Origin of the sequence: Variovorax sp. PBL-E5, from assembly GCF_901827185.1 — a bacterium.
In the GTDB taxonomy this organism is placed as follows: domain Bacteria; phylum Pseudomonadota; class Gammaproteobacteria; order Burkholderiales; family Burkholderiaceae_C; genus Variovorax.
Genome location: NZ_LR594671.1, coordinates 728,009 through 745,690, shown reverse-complemented (window position 1 = coordinate 745,690; position 17,682 = coordinate 728,009). Strand labels below are relative to the sequence as shown.

Here is a 17,682-nt window from a genome sequence, read left to right as displayed (position 1 = left end):
TCAGAAGCCCCAGCGCGCGCCGGCCCCGGCCAGCGTGGCGACGCCGAGAATCAGGAAGATCGCGGCCGCGATCCGGTGCACCAGCTTGACCGGCATGCGGTTCGCGATACGGTCGCCGAGCAGCACGGCCGGCCCGTCGGCGATCATCATGCCCAGCGTGGTGCCGGCCACCACCGTGAAGAAGGAATGGTATTGCGCGGCCAGCGCGACGGTGGCGATCTGCGTCTTGTCGCCCATCTCGGCCAGAAAGAAGGCGAGCACCGTGGTGCCGTAGACGCCGAAGTGGCCGAACTTCGCTTCGCTCTCGTCGAACTTGTCGGGGATCAGCGTCCAGCCGGCCATCGCGATGAACGACACGCCCAGCACCCAGCGCAGGATCTCGGGCCCGACGACGGTGGTGATCCAGGCGCCGAGCGCACCGGCGGCGGAATGGTTGGCGATGGTCGCGGTCAGGATGCCCAGGATGATGGGCACGGGCTTGCGGAACTTGGCCGCGAGGATGAAGGCGAGCAACTGGGTCTTGTCGCCGATCTCGGCGAGGGCCACGATGCCCGTGGAAACAAGAAAGGCTTCCAAAACAACTCCTTGGCCGGCGACAGGACGAATGACCACAAGGCGCCGCCGGCCAATCCGAAGGCGATGTGGTCAAAGGTCTTGCCAAGCCCAAGGGCCGCTGGCGCCATGGCCCGGGAAGAGCCAAGTATGTTGACGACAGCCTCTTTCGCGAAGGAAGAGAAGCTACTCCCCAATGACGGGCGCGATCCTATCACGAGGCACTCCCGCGCAGCCGCTTGCCGGCCTAACCTGTACGTGAACGTACACGTTTAGGTATACTGGAGGCTCATTTCCGAACCCTTGCTTCCATGAACGCCGCGGCCCCTCCCACCCCTCTCACGGTGCGGGATGCCGCGGCCAGGCTCGGCGTGACGCCGCGCACGCTCAAGTACTACGAGGAACTCGGCATCGTGGTGCCGTCGCGCAGCGAGGGCCGCTACCGGCTCTACGAAGCGGCCGATCTCGGCAAGCTCGCCCGCGCGCTGCGCATGCGCTCGCTGGGCTTCTCGCTCGCGACCATCACCGCCATGCTGCAGCAGCCCTACGAGGCGCCTGCGGACGGCGGACGGCCGCACCTGTCCAAGGCGTCGCTGAAGACGCTGAAGGCAACGCTCGCGGCCCAGCTCGAGGCGCTCGACACCCGGGTCGCGCAGGTGCGCGCGCAGCTCAAGGAAGCCGCCGCGCTGCAGGCGCAATTGCGGCGCGATCTCGACTACGTGGAACGGCGCCTGGCAGGCGAGCCGGTCGAGACGGCACTCGCCCGGCGCGAGCGCGCGCAAGGCGCAGCGAAAGCCTGACCCATGAGCGCCGCGCCGGACCGCTCCAGGCAAGCTCGCTCCCGCTTTGCGGGAAGGCGCGAAGCGCCAAGGGTGCACCCATGAATGCCTCGGCCTGCGCATCGATCTCCGCATCGCCCGGCCGCGGCGGCATGGCGCTGGCCGCGCTGATGCCGTGGGCCATCGGTCTCGTGACCGCGATCGACTACTTCGACAACGCGCTCTTCGCCTTCTTCGCCAGCTACATCGCCGGCGGCATCAGCGCGACAGCCGACGAGCTGGTGTGGGCCTCGAGTGTCTACGCGCTGGGCGCGGTGCTGGGCATCCTGCAGCAGCACGCGTGGGTCGAACGGCTCGGCTACCGGCGCTACCTCGCGCTGTGCATGTTCGCCTTCGCCGCCGCCGGCGTGTGCGCCGCGCTGTGCGAGAACCCGATCCAGCTCGCGCTGGCGCGCGGCGTGCAAGGCTATTTCGTCGGACCGATGCTGGGCGCCTGCCGCATCCTGATCCAGATCGGCATCGCGCCCCAGCGGCGTCCCAAGGCGCTGCGGGCCTTCATGGTGCTGATCGTGTTCGGCGGCGGGCTGGCGCCGGTGGTCGGCGCCTTCCTCGTCACCCATTTCGAATGGCGCTCGCTGTTCCTGTGCACCGTGCCGGCCGCAGTGCTCGCGGGTGCGCTGGTGCTCTGGACATTGCCCGACATCGGCGACGTCGCGCCGCACGAGCGCACCGAGCCGCACCGCCTGGCCTACCTGGTGTTCGCGCTGGCGCAGGCGGCGCTGCAGGTCGTGCTCACGCGCACGCACTTCGAGCTGTTCTCCACATCGCCCGCGCTGATCGGCCTGGCCATCGCCGGCATCGCCGGCCTGGCCTGGTTCGCACAGCAGCAATGGCGCCAGCCGGCGCCGCTGGTGCGGCTGCACGCGTTCAGGCATTCGACCTTCCGCGTCGGACTGGCGCTGTACGTCGTCTACTACTACCTCTCGACCGGCTTCAGCTACCTGCTGCCGCGCCTGATGGAAGGCGGCCTCGGCTTCACGGTCGGCGACACCGGCTACTTCACCGGCATGGCCTCGCTGGCAGCCAGCCTGCTGGTCTTCGTCTATCTGCGCCATTCGGCGCGCGTCGTTCACAAGAAGTGGCTCATCGTGCCGGGCTTCGGCATCGCGGCGCTGGCGGCGTGGTGGCTGGCGCAGATGTCACCGGAAGTCGGGCGCGCCGCGCTGCTGGGGCCCTTGCTGCTGCGGGGACTGATGATGCTGTTCGTCGTGCTGCCGGTGGCGAACCTCACCTTCCGGCCCTTCGCCGCGGAGGAGTTCGCGCATGGCTACCGGCTCAAGAACCTGGTGCGCCAGCTGGCCATTTCCTTCGCGACCGCGACCGCCATCGCTGTGCAGACGCACCGTGTCGCGTTGCACGAAGCGCGGCTGAGCGAGTCGACCACCGCATCCAACGCCACCTTCGTTCAGGCGCTCGATGTGCTGACCCGGGGCTTCGTGGCCTCGGGCCATGCCATCGGCGAAGCGCATGCCATGGCCCTGGGCAGCCTGTGGCGCGTGCTGGAGCAGCAGGCCACCTTCATGGCCTCGCTCGACGGCTTCGAGGTGATGGCCGTGATCGCGCTCGCGGCCGGCGCCTTCGCGGCGTGGCAGCGCGAGATCGACTGAGGCGCGGACGGCCTCAGCTCTGGCTGTCGCGGTGCGACGGCTTGCCGACCTGGATCGTCACGTCCTCGCCCCTGATCTTCGCCTGCACGGCCTTCACCGCCTGCTCGAGCCGCGCGCCGTAGTCGGCATCGGCCTGGCGGAAGTGGCCGATCGCGCGGTCGATGATGTCCTGCCGCTTCACGGCGCCGAGGCCGCCGGCGATGTTGCTCACGAGGCGTTGCTTCGCGGGCTCGTCCATCAGGCGGTAGAGGTCGCCGGCCTGCACGAAGTCGGTGTCGGCCGCGTGCTGCGTCCATGCGTGGCTGCCGGTCCAGCCGTGGATCTCGAGCGGCGCGTACACGGGTTCGTTGCTCTGTTTGGGCGCATCGCCGAAGCTGTTGGGTTCGTAGTTCGGCCCGCGGCCACCGTTGTCGTAGCGCATGGCGCCGTCGCGGCCGTAGTTGGCGGCCTTCGTCGCATGCGGACAGTTCACCGGCAACTGCGTGTGGTTGATGCCGAGGCGGTAGCGCTGCGTGTCGCCGTAGCTGAAGAGGCGCCCCTGCAGCATCTTGTCCGGCGACGGGCCGATGCCCGGCACGAAGTTGGCGGGGTTGAACGCGGCCTGCTCGATCTCGGCGAAGTAGTTCTCGGGATTGCGATCGAGCGTGAGGATGCCGATGTCGATCTTCGGGTAGTCCTTGTGCGACCAGACCTTGGTCAGGTCGAAGGGGTTGAAGCGGTAGTTCTGCGCCTCGGCCAGCGGCATGATCTGGGCCTGCACGCGCCAGCTCGGGAACTCGCCGCGCTCGATCGAATGCAGCAGGTCGAGGTGATGGTGGTTCGGGTTCTCGCCGCCGACGCGCTGCGCCTCCTCGCCGGTGAAGCACTCGATGCCCTGGCGGGTCTTGAAGTGGTACTTGACCCAGAAGGCCTCGCCCTTGGCATTGACCCACTGGAAGGTGTGCGAGCCGAAGCCGTCCATGTGGCGGTAGCTCTTCGGAATGCCGCGGTCGCCGAACAGCCAGGTGAACTGGTGCGTGGCCTCGGGCGAATGCGAGAAGAAGTCCCAGGCGTTGTCGGGCTCCTGCACGTGGCTGTAGGGATCGCGCTTCTGCGAGTGGATGAAGTCGGGGAACTTGAGCGGATCGCGGATGAAGAACACCGGCGTGTTGTTGCCGACCAGGTCGTAGTTGCCCTCTTCGGTATAGAACTTGAGCGCGAAGCCGCGCGGGTCGCGCACGGTGTCGGCCGAGCCGAGTTCCAGCGCCACGGTCGAGAACCGGGCCAGGACTTCGGTCTTCTTGCCGACCTGGCCCAGGAAGCGGGCCTTGGTCCACTTCGAGACATCGGCCGTCACTTCGAAGGTGCCGAAGGCACCCGATCCGCGCGCATGCACCACGCGCTCGGGAATGCGCTCGCGGTCGAAGCGCGCAAGCTTCTCGATCAGGTGATGGTCCTGCATCAGGACCGGACCGTTCGGGCCGGCGGTCTGCGACTGCTGGTTGTTCTCGACGGGCGCGCCGTTTTCGGTGGTGAGCTTGCGGTGGTCGGTCATGGGTGAGCCTCTTTGTTCAGGACCCATGCATTCTGGCAACGAAGATGCATTCGGTGCATCAGATCACCCTATCGCCGCGATAGGGCCGCCGGCTTCAGAGCATCAGGGCGACCGAGGCTTCCAGATGTTCGGAGGGCAAGCGCCGGAAGCCCGAGCGCGCGAAGCGCTGCAGCCGTCCGACCACGAAAGCGGTGAGCGACGAGGCCCGCACCTGCGCATCGACACTGGGCGTGGCCGAGCCATCGGCCGCCGCGACACCGCGCAGCGCCTGGCGCAGCGTCGCCTCGATCTTGTCGAAGAACTGGTTCATGCGGCTCTGCAGGCGCTCGTTCTCGAACACCAGCGCGTCGCCGACCATCACGCGGGTCATGCCCGGATTCTTCTCGGCGAACTGCATCAGCATCGCGACGATGCGCGCGGCCTGCTCCTGGCCGGGGATGTCGCGCTCGGTGATCTGATTGACCAGCGTGAACACGCTTTGCTCGATGAAGTCGATCAGCCCTTCGAACATCTGAGCCTTGCTCGCGAAGTGGCGGTAGAGCGCGGCCTCGCTGACGTCGAGGCGGGCCGCCAGCGCGGCCGTCGTCACCCGCTCCGCGCCCGGCTGCTCGAGCATGGCGGCCAGCGCCTGCAGGATCTGCACGCGCCGCTCTCCCGGCTTCGGTCGCTTGCGCACCGGAGCGGCCACGGGTTCTGAACTGCCGTCCTCGGCGTGCGAAGAGCTCGTCTCGTCGTTCTGCATGGGCGCTGCAATTGTAAAAATTTGATTCTCGCACAGCGCAGTGAGCGCGTGCCAACCGGGCATGCCCTCTCTGTCGCGCCGAATCAACGCATTTATTGACGGATTCAACGATTCGACGATGAGATCTCGCCGCCCGCCAGATCAGGCTCCATTCGGCCTCCTCTTGCGCGGCCGGCGAAGCCAGGCCCGCTCGCAAAACACCGCAGATCCGGCTCAGCCGGTCCGCCGGTGTTGCCCCCGGTAGGGGGTTGGCGAAGCGACACGAAGTGCGCGAAGACTGGGGGCGAGCCTATCTAGCCCGAATCATGGTGCCGTAGGCCTGGTCCGTGAGGATCTCCAGCAGCATCGCATGCGGAACCCGCCCGTCGATGATGTGCACGGCATTGACGCCGCTCTTGGCCGCATCGAGCGCGCCCTCGATCTTCGGCAGCATGCCGCCGGAGATGGTGCCGTCGGCGAACAGTTCGTCGATCTCGCGCGCGCTCAGGTTGGTGAGCAGCTGGCCGTTCTTGTCGAGCACGCCCGGCGTGTTGGTGAGCAGCATCAGCTTCTCGGCCTTCAGCACGGTGGCGAGCTTGCCGGCGACGACGTCGGCATTGATGTTGTAGCTCTCGTTCTCCTCGCCGAAGCCGATCGGGCTGATGACCGGGATGAAGGCATCGTCCTGCAGTGCGATGACCACGCTCGGGTCGATCGAGACGATGTCGCCGACCTGTCCCACGTCGTGGTGCACGCTGGGATCGTTGCGGTCGGCCATCCTGAGCTTCTGCGCGCGGATCAGGCCGCCGTCGCGGCCGGTCAGGCCGACCGCCTTGCCGCCGGCCTGGTTGATCAGGCCCACGATGTCCTGCTGCACCTCGCCGGCCAGCACCCACTCGACCACCTCCATGGTCTCGGAGTCGGTCACGCGCATGCCCTGGATGAAGTGGCCCTTCTTGCCGAGCCGGTTGAGCGCGGCCTCGATCTGCGGACCGCCGCCATGCACCACCACCGGGTTCATGCCGACCAGCTTGAGCAGTACCACGTCCTCGGCGAAGTCGGCCTGCAGCGCCGGATCGGTCATCGCATTGCCGCCGTACTTGATGACGATGGTCTTGCCGTGGAACTTGCGGATGTAGGGCAGCGCCTGGGCCAGGATCTCGGCCTTGTCGCGCGGAGGGATGTTGAGGACGGGATCGGTCATGGCATCGGCGCTGAAAAAAGATGGGCGGATTTTGCAGGCATTCGGGGAACACCGCGGAACCGGCTTCGCCGGGCCGCTGGTGTTGCCCCCGGTAGGGGATTGGCGGCCACACGAAGTGGGCAAGCCTGGGGGCGAGCTAAGGCCTTAGCCAGCGGGGGACTTTGAAGCGCACGATCATGAGGTACGCCGCGACATAGGTCGCGACGAACAGCACACAGAAGGCCATCAGCACCGGCGTGTTGTTCCAGAACAGCACGGCCGGCACCACCGTCAGCGCCGCGAAGATCCACAGGTAGGGCGAGGTGCGGTTGTTGCGCGCGAGCAGCTGGCGCGCCTCGTCGTCGGCGAAGGCGACGCGCACGATGCGGCGGAAGATCAGCTGGTGGAAATGCAGCGCATCGGCGGTGCCGGGCGACTGGCCGCGTGCGACCTTGCGGTAGATCGAGAACATGGTCTCCCACACCGGATAGATCAGGAGCAGCATCGGGAACCACGGCGACACCACGCGGTGCCGCTGCACCAGCGTCACGCAGGCCACGGCGATCACCATGCCCCAGACGTAGGCGCCACCGTCGCCGGCGAAGATCTTGCCGCGCGGGTAGTTCCAGATCAGGAAACCGAAGGTCGCGCCCACCAGGCAGACCACCATGGCCGCGAGCTGGCGGTCGCCCACCTGCAGTGCGACGTGCGAGATCGCGAGGCACACCAGCACCGCCACCGTGCCGGCGAGGCCGTTGTAGCCATCGATGATGTTGAAGGCATGCGGCAGGCCGCCGATCGCCAGCGCCGCGAACAGCAGCGCCGCGTAGGGCACCATCTCCAGCCAGCCATCGACCAGGCTGATGCCGGTGCGGTGCAGCCCCAGCTTCAGCACCCAGCACACCAGCACCGCGGAGCCGATGGTGAGCCCGAGCCGGTAGCGCACCGACACGCGCTGCGTCACGTCCTCGATGATGCCGCCGAGCACGGCCGGCAGGATGCACAGCAGCGCGATCGCCGACACCTTGACCGGCCAGAAGACGTTGAAGGGGTCCGACGGGATGCCCGCCACCAGCCAGGCCACGCCCATGCCGATGAAGATGCCGGCGCCGCCCAGCCGCGGCACGTGGCCCTTGTGGAAGCGCTGCGGCATGTCGGCGGCATAGCGCCGCGCATGCCGGCGCGCCCGGCGCATGAAGACCTGCACGGCAAATGCGGCAACGAGAAAACTGATGAAGATCAGAGCAATCATGGGTGGGTGTGGGGAACCCTAGAATTCCCGAGCGAAATTAGACCATGCCGATGCCGCCGCCTCCTTTACAAGCCATCACGGTTTCGATCGTGAGCCACGGTCAGCTCGAACTGGTGCTTCCGCTGCTCGATCAGCTGGACCGCTTCAGCCGTCCGTGCGTCGCCCGCGTCCTGCTCACGATCAACATCCCCGAGACCGATGCGCTGGCCGGCCGGCACTGGGGCTTCGACATCGAGCGCATCGAGAACACGCGGCCGCGGGGCTTCGGCGCCAACCACAACCAGGCCTTCGCGCGCTGCGCCACGCCCTGGTTCCTGGTGCTCAACCCGGACATCCGCTTCGCGAGCGACGTGCTCTCGCCGCTCGTCGCGCAGGCCGCGCCCGACGCCGGCCTGCTCACGCCACGCATCCTCGAGCCCGGCAAGCGCGAGCCGGAACAGCACCGCGCGATCATCACGCCGCGCGAGATCCTCACGCGCCGGCGGCCGGACTACCTGCGGCCGGCCGTGCCGGCCTGGATCCCCGGCCTCTTCATGCTGTTTCGCAGCGAGGCCTACCGGCAGGTGCGCGGCTTCGACGAGCGCTTCTTCATGTACGGCGAGGACTTCGACATCTGCGCCCGCACGCGCCTGGCCGGCTGGAAGCTGCAGGTGGCCGAGGACCTGGTCGCACTGCACGACGCGCGGCGCGCCAGCCATGCCAAGCCGAAGCACCTGTACTGGCATGTGACGAGCCTGCTGAAGGTCTGGCTGTCGGCGGCCTTCTGGCGCTACCTGAAGCGCCGGCCCCTCTGAGTCAGGGTGCCCTCATTGTTTGCGGGACAATCGAGGGCAAAGAAGCAAGCCGCAGCAGCCCTGCGACGACGATGACGAGCAGCACGACCTCCCCCGCAGAGCCTCACCACCACCTCCTCCACCCGAAATACCGCCCCGACATCGATGGGCTGCGCGCCGTGGCCGTGCTGTCGGTGCTCGGCTTCCACGCGTTTCCGCAGTGGCTGCAAGGCGGCTTCATCGGCGTCGACATCTTCTTCGTCATCTCCGGCTTCCTGATCAGCACGATCATCATGGGCAGCTTCGAGGGCGAGGGCTTCAGCTACCGCGAGTTCTACGAGCGGCGCATCCGGCGGATCTTCCCGGCGCTGGTGCTGGTGATGCTGCTGTGCTTCGTGTTCGGCTGGTATGCGCTGCTGCCGCAGGAATGGGAGCAGCTCGGCAAGCACGTCGCATCCGGCGCGGGCTTCGTCTCCAACTTCGCGTTCTGGAACGAGGCCGGCTACTTCGACAACGCGGCCGAGACCAAGCCGCTGCAGCACCTGTGGTCGCTGGCGATCGAGGAGCAGTTCTACATCTTCTGGCCGCTCTTGCTGGGGCTCGCCTGGCGGCGCAAGTGGCGCGTGCTGGGCGTGGTCGGCACGGTCGCGGCGCTGTCCTTCCTGGTCAACGTCGGCACCATTCACGGCCATCGCACCGCGGCCTTCTATTCGCCGCTGTCGCGCTTCTGGGAATTGATGGTCGGCGGCATGCTCGCGTACATGCGGCTGCACAAGCCGGCGCCGCCCGGCCTGCGGCGCCATGTCCAGTCGATCGCGGGGCTGCTGCTGATCGGGCTGGGCCTGGTCTTCATCCGCAGCGGCAAGGCCTTTCCGGGCTGGTGGGGGCTGCTGCCGACGCTGGGCGCCTTCTTCTGTCTCGCGGCCGGGCCGACCGGCGTGCTGAACCGCACGCTGCTGGCCTCGCGGCCGATGGTCTGGTTCGGGCTGATCAGCTATCCGCTCTACCTGTGGCACTGGCCGCTGCTGGTCTATGCGCGCATCCTCGAAGGCGACAGCCCGTCCGACGCGATTCGCGCCGGGGCGATGGTGGCCTCGGTCGTGCTCGCCTGGCTGACCTACCGCTTCGTCGAGCGGCCCCTGCGCCGAAGCGAGAACGCGGCGGTGGTTCCGGGGCTCGTCGCGCCGATGGTGGCCTTCGTCGTGCTTGGCGTGCTGGCCGCCACGCAGATCTTCGACGGCCGCCACAGCGATCCCTACTTCAAGAAGACGGCGGCCGCGGCGCACGACTGGGGCTATCCGGACGGGCTGACGCCGATCAAGGTCGACGGCGAGGTGCTGTTCCAGACCGGGCACGGCAAGCGGCGCGTGCTGCTGTTCGGCGACAGCCACATCGAGCAGTACGGCCCGCGCGCGGTCGAGCTCGCCAGGACCTCGCCCGACACGCTCGGTTCGCTGTCCTTCGCGACCTGGGGCGCCTGCCCGCCGATCCCCAACGTGGTCGACGAGAAGAACAACCTCTGCGCCGAGCGCCGCGACGGCGCCATGCGCATCGCGGTCAGCGACAAGATCGATGCGGTGGTGTTCGGCGGCTGCTGGAACTGCTACTTCTCCGATCCGTCGAAGCCCACCGCCGCCAACGCCGAAGCCGATCGCTTCTATTACCTCGACGGCAAGACGCACCGGCGCTTCATGGGCGGCGGTGGCGTGGACTACGCGCTCGCCACGCTCGAGGTCGTGATGACCACGCTGGCCAAGACCAAGCAGGTCTACCTGATCCTGGACAACCCGGTCGGCGACGACTTCGGCCCCGAGAAACTGGTCAAGGGCAACCGGCTGGGCCAGATGAGCGTCGGGCGCATGTCGCCCACCGCGCCCTGGCCGGCCGAGCAGAAGGCGCTGCACGATCGCATGCGCCAGATCGCGCTGCGCAGCGGCGCCATCGTCATCGACCCGACCGAGACCCTGTGCCACGACGGCCAGTGCACCCGCACCACCGCCGACGGCACGCCGATCTACAAGGACGCAGGCCACCTGCGCGCCGAGTACACGCGCAAGTTCGCGACCTGGATGGACGCGGCCATGGCGACGCCGAAGTAGCGGCGGCCCGCGCCTTCAGGCGTACAGGCGCCGAAGCGCGCGGATGCCCGGCATGCGCGTGAGCGCGCCGATGAAGCGCACCAGGGCCGGCGAGCTGTGTTCGAGCAGGAACACCGTCAGCCGCAGCCGCAGCTTCTTCTTGCGGCCCACGTAGGGATTGGCCAGCACCATGGCCGCGTACTCGGCGAGGATCGCGCTCATCTCCGCGCGGTACTGGTCGTCGTTCTTGATCGACTCGATCGCGTGGTTCACGAAGTAGGGCTGGAACCTCGGCACCAGGCATTCGCGGAACCAGTAGCGTCCGCGCTGGTGCTCGTCGGGGAACATCTGCGTGAGCTTCTTGAAATACTTGAAGCGGCTGCGCACCATCCGGATGCCGAACGAGGTGCTCGCGGTGTGGATGCACCAGACGGTCACCGCCTTGTCGACGAAATGATTGCTGTAGCCCTTGCGGAAGATGCGCAGGAACAGGTCGTCGTCCTCGAAGCCCATGAACTGCGAATCGAAGCCGCCGACGGCCTCGAAGGCCTCGCGGCTCACCAGCGCCGCCGAGGGCAGCACGAACATGTCGTGGCGCAACAGATCGAGGATGTTGCGCTTCGGATGCTGCGCATGCTCCTTGACCACGCCGGTGCGCACGATGTTGCCGTCGCCATCGGCCTCGTACAGGTCGGCGTAGACGAAGCCGAACAGCCGGTCGTCCGGCGGAATCGACGAGACCAGCGTCTCGATGTGGTTGGGCAGGTAGAAGTCGTCCTGGTCCAGGAAGCAGATGCAGTCGGCCGTCGATGCCGCGACGCCGGCATTGCGCGCCGAGCCCTGGCCGCCGTTCTCCTTGTCGAGGATGCGGAACGGATAGCGCGCGGCCAGCCCATCCAGCGCCGCACGTTCCTCGGGGCGCGAGCCGTCGTTGACGACGATCACCTCGCTGGCCGGCACCGACTGCGCGAACACGCTGCGCACCGAGCGCTCGATGAAGTCGGCGCCGTTGTAGAACGGGATGACGACCACGACGGTCGGCCATGTCGCAGGTCGGGCGGCGGATGTTTCAGGCAAGGCGTTCATTGAAGGGGTGGAAGTGTGCGCGGACCGAGCCTACACAGATTCGAAAAGGTCGCGCACCACGCCGCGCACGCCGCGGCCGAAGGCATCGTAGCGGCCGGTCATCGCTTCGCGCAGGACCGGCAGGCAGCGGGCCCATCGCGACGCCGGCAGGGCCGCGCGAAAACGCTGATGCACGACCTTGCCGCTTACCTTTTCGAGGGTGTCGGGCGCGACCCGGTCGCCAAGCGACTGCAGCCGCGCAAGCAGGAGCTCGGCCTTGATCGCGCGGTCGAGATGGGTTCGGCCGCGGGAGGCCAGCGCCTTGCGCACCTTGTCGGGGAAGGTGTCGCGGCGCGCGCCGATCTGGTTGGATTCGTGCTGGCGGTAGTCGATCAGCGCGTCTTCCAGCACGTCGACGCGCCCGGTCGCGGCCGCGATGATGCCCAGCCATTCGTCGTGCACCCATTCGACCGGCAGCGGCATGGCATCCGTCAGCAGGGAGCGGCGAAAGACGGTGGTGGCGCCGGTCACGAGGTTGCGGCGCAAGAACACGTCGAAGGCCCGGCCACTGTGGATGCGTTCGAGTTCGACCGGCGTGACCTCGAGCGCATGGAACAGCGTCTGGCCCAGGCCTTGGCCCCCTGCATCCACCAGGCGCGCATCGGTGTGCAGCAGCAGCAGCGCGGGGTCGTGCGCGAAGGCGGCCGCCATCCGCGCGAGCCGGTCGGGCACCCAGACATCGTCCTGATCGCTGAGCGCGATGAGTTCGCCGCGGCAGGCGCCGATGGCCTGCTCGAAGTTCTTGACCACGCGCAAGGGCGTCGCGTTCTCGAACACGCGCAGTGCCACGGCCGCGTCTAGCCGCTCCAGCGCGCATTCCTCGACCGCGGCGCGCGCGACCGCGACCGAGCCATCGCGTGAGGCGTCGTCGGACAGCACGATCTCCCGGGGCGGCAGGGTCTGCAGGCAGATGCTGCGCACCTGCTCGCGCAGGAAGCGGGCACCGTTGTGGGTGCACAGGGCGACGGAGATATCAATTGCACTCATGGGCACAAGGGCGCGACGCGCGGTGGCCAGGCGAGGTCGAAGTCCTCGGTGTCCAGCGTCAGGTTGGGGTTGTAGGCCGGATCGTCGCCCAGCAGCGCGCCCCAGCGCTCGGTCATCCAGGCGGACTCGCGCGCCAGCCGGTCGCGCGATCCGGCCGCGATCTCGAGCCCGCGCGTGGCCGACTCGTGGTGCAGCAGTTCGGCATACGGGGTCCAGACATTGCGGTAGCCGGCCGCACGCAGGCGCAGGCAGAAGTCGACGTCGTTGAAAGCGACGCCCAGGCGCTCCTCGTCGAGCCCGCCGACCTGTTCGTAGAGCACCTTGCGCACCACCAGGCAGGCGGCCGTCACGGCGCTGAAGGTCTGCATGCGCCGGGCACGGCCGCCATGTCCCGGATCGTCCGCGGACAGGTGCTTGTGCGCATGGCCCGCGATGCCGCCGACGCCGAGCAGCACGCCGCCATGCTGCACGGTCCGGTCAGGATAGAGCAGCTTCGCGCCCACGGCACCCACGCCGGGCTGCAGCGCGATCGACACCATCTCGTCGAGCCAGCCGGGCGAGGTGACCTCGATGTCGTTGTTGAGCAGGCCCACGACCTCGCCGCGGGCGCGTGCCACGGCCGCGTTGTTGAGGGCCGAGTAGTTGAAGTCGCGGTCGTCGCGGATCACGGTGATGCCGGGCTGCGCGCCGAGTTCGGCAAAGTACGCCAGCGCTTCGGCATCGTCCGAGCCGTTGTCGACCAGCAGGATCTCGTAGTGCGGATAGGCCGTCTCCGCCACGATGCTCTCGATGCACTGGCGCACCAGCGCGAGCGCGTTGCGCGTCGGAATGATCAGCGAGACGAAGGGCGGCGGGCTCGGCAGCGCATAGCGCACGCGATGGCCGTGCGGCGTGGCCTCGGCCGTCGCGGCGATGCCGAGGCGTTGGAAGTGCGCGTCGAGGGCGCGCTCGCCGGCGCGCTGCGCCTCGTTCGGGGCCGCCGCAACCCCCTGCGCGTCCGAACGGGTGTGGGAGAGCACGCGGGGAATGTGGCGTATCTGCACGCCATCGACCCGCTCCGCGCAGCGCAGTGCGAGCTCATGCCCCTGCGCGCCATCGAAACCTTCGCGCAGGCCGCCGGCCTCCTGGAACAGTCGGCCTTCGAAGGCGCCCAGCGGCGCGAACAGGTTGCGCGAAAGAAAAAGATCGGGATTCCAGTCCGGCTTGAAGAAGGGATCGCTGCGCCGCCCCGCCGCATCGATGGCGTCCTCGTCGGCGTAGACCATGCGGGCCTCGGGATGGGCGACGATCTCCCGTGCCACGCAGAAGAGCGCATGCGCAGGCAGCACGGCGTGCGGCTCGAACCAGACGACCCAGTCGCCGGGCGCCGGCGCATCGCCCGCGCCGGCCTTGATTCTCGGATCCGCGGCTGCGCATTCCGCCAGCAGCGCGCCGAGCGCCTCGCTCTGCGCGGCGGCCGGCACCGTGCGCAGCACCCACGCCGGATAGATCTGGAACTGGACCGAAGCGATCGCCGCACGCAGCGACGACACGGCGCAATCCTGCACAGGCATCAGGATCGACAGCCGAGGCCGCACCGGCCAGCCCTCGATTTCCCGGCGCAAGCCCTCGCAAGCGTTGCGGCCCGGGCTGTCGTAGGCGGCCACCCATTCGGCATAGCCGCCGCGCTGCATCGGCACCTCGGGCGGCGTCCCGCGCACAATGCGTTGAAAATACCGGCTGACCCACCGCAGCGGCGCCGTCACGCGCCAGCTGGTGGATTGCCTCATCGTACGGACCTGTTCCTCCAAAGCCCTCGTTTGCACTTCCAACAAGCCGATCTGCCGCTGCAGCTGGGCCTCGCTGCGGCCGGCGCCGGGCGCGGGTCGCCGGCGCGGCGCCTGCGATGCCGGCAACGTGGGCTTACTGAACATCACTGGCGGCAATCAAGAGCATGGTCGGTCATCTGTGCCTGAAGCGGCATGGGCATCGTCGCGGGGCCCCGAACCGGGGCCGGTAAAATTATCCACTCCCTTCACACCCTCAAAAAAATGCACGTGCTTTCAGTTGTGCTCTCCGGAGGCGCAGGCTCCCGCCTTTGGCCCGCCTCGCGGCAGGCCTTCCCCAAGCCTTTCATGAAGCTCGGAGGCTCGACGCTGCTGCAGCAGGCCATCGAACGCGGCCAGGCCTGCGGCACGGGCGACCTGATGGTCGTGACCAACAAGGACCACCTGTTCCTCACCAAGGACGTGCTGCGCCAGATGGCGGATCCGCCCGAAGCGACCCTGCTGCTCGAGCCCCGGGGCCGCAACACGGGTCCGGCGATCGCGCTGGCTGCGCTCGAATGCATCCGCAAGTTCGGCGGCGAGACGGTGATGCTGGTGCTCTCGGCCGATCACCTGGTGCCCAATGTCGACGCCTTCGTGGCCAGCGCGAGCCAGGCCTTCCGGCTCGCCGAGAAGGGCGCGCTGGTGGTCTTCGGCATCAGCCCCACCAGCCCGGACACCGGCTTCGGCTACGTCGAGGTCGAGCACGTCTCGCGCGACAGCCAGCCGGCCAAGCGCTTCGTCGAGAAGCCCGATCTCCAGACCGCGCAGGACTACCTGGCCACGGGGCGCTATTACTGGAACAGCGGCATGTTCTGCTTCACGGCCGACGCGATCGTCTCGGCCTTCGAGCGCTGCGCGCCCGAGCTGCTGGCGGCCGCCCGCCGTGCACTGGAGAGCTCGCAGAGCACCAAGGACACGGTCCAGTTCGACCTGCACGCCTTCGGCCTGCAACCGGACATCAGCATCGACTACGCGGTGATGGAGCGCGCCGACAACGTGCACGTGGTGCCCGCCAAGTTCAGCTGGAGCGATGTCGGTTCCTGGCCTTCCGTCGCGCGTGCGCACACGCCCGACGCGAGCGGCAACACGATGCCGCGCGACGTGGTCGCGATCGACACCACCGGCACCCATGTCGAGGTGCACAGCCACGGGCCGAAGATGGTGGCCACGCTGGGCGTGCATGACCTGGTGATCGTCGACACGCCCGATGCGCTGCTGGTCGCCCACAAGGACAGCGCGCAGAAGGTCAAGCAAGTGGTCGATACGCTCAAGGCCCGCAAGCACGAGACCGTGCACCTGCCGGCCGTGGTCCACCGTCCCTGGGGCACCTACGCGTCGCTCAAGGAAGAGGACGGCTACAAGGTCAAGCGCATCACGGTCAAGCCGGGCGAGTCGCTGTCGCTGCAGTACCACCACCAGCGTGCGGAGCACTGGGTGGTGGTGCAGGGCAAGGCGATCGTGCAGGTCGGCGAGGTGGAGCACGAAACCCTGCCCGGCCAGTACCGTTACATCCCGCTCAAGGAGAAGCATCGTTTGACCAACATCGGCAAGGACGAGCTGGTGCTCATCGAAGTCCAGTGCGGTGGGTACCTCGGCGAAGACGACATCGTGCGTCTGGCCGACACCTACGGGCGAGTATGAGCCGCCCGGCCGTTCCGAAGGCGAATACCGAAGCGCTGCTGCGCGGAGGTACTCCATGAGCCAGGCGCAATCGAACATTCGCCGCAGCGCGTGGGCAGACTGGTGGGAAGGCACCCGCCGCACCGACATCTGGTGGACGCTGGCCTGGTTCGACGTCGTGCTGCGCTACCGCCGCTCGATGCTCGGCCCGCTGTGGCTCACGCTCAGCATGGGGGTCATGATCGCCGGCATGGGGCCGCTCTACAGCTCGCTGTTCGGCACCAAGCTGTCCGAGTTCTTTCCCCACCTCGCGCTCGGCCTGATTTTCTGGAGCTTCTTCTCCAGCATGGTGACGGACTCGTGCAACGCCTTCATCGGCTCGGCCAACTACCTCAAGCAGGGCTATTTCCCGATCAGCCTGTTCGTGTGGCGCAGCATGGCGCGCAACCTGATCCAGTTCGCGCACCAGATCGTGCTGTACGTGCCGGTGGCGCTGTGGGCCGGCATCACGCTGTCGTGGTCGGCGCTGCTCTTCATCCCGGCATTTCTGCTGGTGCTGGTCAATGCGCAAGCCATCGGTCTCGCACTCGGACTGGTCTGCACGCGCTTTCGCGACGTGACCCAGATCGTGACCAGCGTGATGCAGATGCTGATGTTCCTGACGCCGGTGTTCTGGCTGCCGTCCACCTTGCCCGGGCGCGCCAAGTACATCCTCTACAACCCCTTCGCCGAAATGCTCGACCTGCTGCGCACGCCGCTGATGGGCGGCGTGGCGGAAGTCCACAACTGGTGGGGCATCCTGGTGTGGACGGCGCTGAGCCTGGGCCTGTCGGCCGCCCTGTTCGCGAAATACCGCCGCCGCGTCGTCTACTGGCTGTAAACATGGCTTTCATTTCCCTCAAGAACGTCTCGGTCAACTTCCCCATCTACGGCGCCGGCGCCGCCTCGCTGAAGAAGACACTGGCGGCATCGGTCACGGGCGGGCGCTTCGGCAAGGAGACCGGCGTCAACGTGGTGCAGGCGCTGAGCGACATCAACCTCGAGTTGAAGAGCGGCGACCGCCTCGGGCTGATCGGCCACAACGGCGCCGGCAAGTCGACGCTGCTGCGCGCGCTGGCCGGTGTCTACGAGCCGTCCTCGGGCGAGTTCGTGCGCGAAGGAACGGTCTCCAGCCTGATCGACCCTTCGCTGGGCATCGAAGCGGACGCCTCGGGCGTCGAGAACATCATGCTGCGCGGGCTCGTGATGGGCATGAGCAAGAAGCAGATCGATGCGCTCACCCCCGAGATCTGCGAGTTCAGCGGTCTCGGCGAGTACGTCAACATGCCGGTGCGCACCTACTCCACCGGGATGATGATGCGGCTGGCGTTCTCGATCTCGACCAGTGTGCAGGCCGACATCCTGCTGATGGACGAATGGCTGTCGGTCGGCGATGCCGAGTTCACCGAGAAGGCCGAGAAGCGGATGAAGGACGTGGTCGCCAAGTCCGGCATCCTGGTGCTGGCCTCGCATTCGCCGGCCCTCATCGCCAAGGAATGCAACCGGGTGATCCACCTGGAGCACGGGCGGATCGTGGAGCAGCGGATCAACGAAGGCTGATCGG

The 17,682-nt window shown here is 67.6% G+C and carries 15 protein-coding genes and 1 riboswitch; of the genes, 7 read left to right on the top strand and 8 right to left on the bottom strand.

Features of this window, described 5'->3' with window-relative positions:
* Positions 1-576 carry a TMEM165/GDT1 family protein gene (locus WDLP6_RS03635; RefSeq protein ID WP_162591248.1) on the bottom strand — a complete coding sequence of 192 codons (576 nt, stop codon included), beginning with the start codon at positions 574-576 and terminating at the stop codon, positions 1-3.
* 3 nt (positions 577-579) lie between these two features.
* Positions 580-759: riboswitch (yybP-ykoY riboswitch) on the bottom strand.
* A 104-nt stretch (positions 760-863) separates the two neighbouring features.
* Between WDLP6_RS03635 and WDLP6_RS03630 the strand changes: the two genes are divergently transcribed.
* The gene (locus tag WDLP6_RS03630) at positions 864-1,352 is read left to right on the top strand and encodes a MerR family transcriptional regulator (RefSeq protein WP_162591247.1); all 489 of its coding nucleotides are present in this window, start codon (positions 864-866) and stop codon (positions 1,350-1,352) included.
* A 104-nt stretch (positions 1,353-1,456) separates the two neighbouring features.
* Complete coding sequence (locus WDLP6_RS03625) at positions 1,457-2,998, top strand: MFS transporter (RefSeq protein WP_443083442.1); 1,542 nt, start codon at positions 1,457-1,459, stop codon at positions 2,996-2,998.
* A gap of 13 nt (positions 2,999-3,011) precedes the next feature.
* On the opposite strand, the gene WDLP6_RS03620 is transcribed toward WDLP6_RS03625, so the two are convergent.
* The 4 genes from WDLP6_RS03620 to WDLP6_RS03605 form a co-directional block, all read right to left on the bottom strand.
* Positions 3,012-4,532 (bottom strand): catalase, encoded by a 1,521-nt coding sequence (locus tag WDLP6_RS03620; RefSeq protein ID WP_162591245.1) that lies wholly within the window; start codon positions 4,530-4,532, stop codon positions 3,012-3,014.
* A 94-nt stretch (positions 4,533-4,626) separates the two neighbouring features.
* Positions 4,627-5,274, bottom strand: a complete 648-nt coding sequence (gene slmA / locus WDLP6_RS03615; RefSeq protein WP_162565834.1) for a nucleoid occlusion factor SlmA — start codon at positions 5,272-5,274, stop codon at positions 4,627-4,629.
* Between the two features lie 289 nt (positions 5,275-5,563).
* Positions 5,564-6,457: an acetylglutamate kinase gene (gene argB / locus WDLP6_RS03610; RefSeq protein ID WP_162591244.1), complete on the bottom strand. Its 894-nt coding sequence runs from the start codon at positions 6,455-6,457 to the stop codon at positions 5,564-5,566.
* Between the two features lie 136 nt (positions 6,458-6,593).
* Positions 6,594-7,688: a glycosyltransferase family 4 protein gene (locus WDLP6_RS03605; RefSeq protein WP_162591243.1), complete on the bottom strand. Its 1,095-nt coding sequence runs from the start codon at positions 7,686-7,688 to the stop codon at positions 6,594-6,596.
* A 44-nt stretch (positions 7,689-7,732) separates the two neighbouring features.
* Here WDLP6_RS03605 and WDLP6_RS03600 point away from each other — a divergent pair, with 44 nt between their 5' ends.
* Positions 7,733-8,482 carry a glycosyltransferase family 2 protein gene (locus WDLP6_RS03600; protein WP_162591242.1) on the top strand — a complete coding sequence of 250 codons (750 nt, stop codon included), beginning with the start codon at positions 7,733-7,735 and terminating at the stop codon, positions 8,480-8,482.
* Between the two features lie 71 nt (positions 8,483-8,553).
* A complete protein-coding gene (locus WDLP6_RS03595; protein WP_162591241.1) occupies positions 8,554-10,560 on the top strand; it encodes an acyltransferase family protein in 2,007 nt (668 codons plus the stop codon).
* Between the two features lie 15 nt (positions 10,561-10,575).
* Here WDLP6_RS03595 and WDLP6_RS03590 read toward each other — a convergent pair whose 3' ends face one another.
* The 3 genes from WDLP6_RS03590 to WDLP6_RS03580 are packed head-to-tail and all read right to left on the bottom strand — an operon-like array spanning position 10,576 to position 14,420.
* Positions 10,576-11,625: a glycosyltransferase family 2 protein gene (locus WDLP6_RS03590; RefSeq protein WP_162591240.1), complete on the bottom strand. Its 1,050-nt coding sequence runs from the start codon at positions 11,623-11,625 to the stop codon at positions 10,576-10,578.
* 30 nt (positions 11,626-11,655) lie between these two features.
* Positions 11,656-12,651, bottom strand: a complete 996-nt coding sequence (locus WDLP6_RS03585; RefSeq protein ID WP_162591239.1) for a glycosyltransferase family 2 protein — start codon at positions 12,649-12,651, stop codon at positions 11,656-11,658.
* Positions 12,648-14,420, bottom strand: a complete 1,773-nt coding sequence (locus tag WDLP6_RS03580) for a glycosyltransferase family 2 protein (RefSeq protein WP_162591238.1) — start codon at positions 14,418-14,420, stop codon at positions 12,648-12,650. The genes WDLP6_RS03585 and WDLP6_RS03580 overlap by 4 nt, the downstream gene beginning before the upstream one ends.
* Before the next feature lie 261 nt (positions 14,421-14,681).
* Between WDLP6_RS03580 and WDLP6_RS03575 the strand changes: the two genes are divergently transcribed.
* The 3 genes from WDLP6_RS03575 to WDLP6_RS03565 are packed head-to-tail and all read left to right on the top strand — an operon-like array spanning position 14,682 to position 17,678.
* Positions 14,682-16,100: a mannose-1-phosphate guanylyltransferase/mannose-6-phosphate isomerase gene (locus WDLP6_RS03575; protein ID WP_162565826.1), complete on the top strand. Its 1,419-nt coding sequence runs from the start codon at positions 14,682-14,684 to the stop codon at positions 16,098-16,100.
* A gap of 55 nt (positions 16,101-16,155) precedes the next feature.
* Positions 16,156-16,959: an ABC transporter permease gene (locus WDLP6_RS03570; RefSeq protein ID WP_162565825.1), complete on the top strand. Its 804-nt coding sequence runs from the start codon at positions 16,156-16,158 to the stop codon at positions 16,957-16,959.
* A gap of 2 nt (positions 16,960-16,961) precedes the next feature.
* Positions 16,962-17,678: an ABC transporter ATP-binding protein gene (locus tag WDLP6_RS03565; RefSeq protein WP_162565824.1), complete on the top strand. Its 717-nt coding sequence runs from the start codon at positions 16,962-16,964 to the stop codon at positions 17,676-17,678.
* Positions 17,679-17,682 lie beyond the last annotated feature (4 nt).